This is a genomic window from Streptomyces sp. SID12501 (assembly GCF_010550245.1).
In the GTDB taxonomy this organism is placed as follows: domain Bacteria; phylum Actinomycetota; class Actinomycetes; order Streptomycetales; family Streptomycetaceae; genus Streptomyces.
Map to the genome: position 1 here is coordinate 1 of NZ_JAAGLU010001100.1, position 381 is coordinate 381.

Genomic DNA, 381 nt, shown 5'->3' on the forward strand with positions numbered 1-381 from the left:
ACGACGTCGACGGAGTACGCGGCGAGGGTGTCGAACAGGCCGGCGGTGATGCCGGGGCGGTCCTTGCCGAAGATCTTGACGAGAAGGGTGGGCGTGTTGTCCACGAGAGAAGGGGAATCGTCGCTGTCCCGGGCGGGCTCGCCGCCGGTCCGAGGGGAATCGGGGAGCTCGGGGGAGGGGGGAGGCTGAGGTGGCTGAGATGCGCTCATGGTGTTCCCACCGTATCGGTCCCGCGGCCGGGTCCGGCTGCCCGTCCCGAGTGCCGGACGGAGGACACAGGGCTTTCCGCCGGCTGTCCCCTTTGTTCCGGGATCGCACTACTTCTTCGCTTCGGGGCCCGTCTTCACCGGCCCGACTTTCGGATAAGGGACTGCTCCTGGA

Annotated in this window: 1 protein-coding gene; it reads right to left on the bottom strand. The window is 68.2% G+C overall.

The window, feature by feature from the left end; all coding sequences use genetic code 11:
- A partial coding sequence (locus G3I71_RS50010) for an ACT domain-containing protein (RefSeq protein ID WP_343243325.1) occupies window positions 1-209 on the bottom strand: 209 nt, incomplete at its 3' end.
- Window positions 210-381 lie beyond the last annotated feature (172 nt).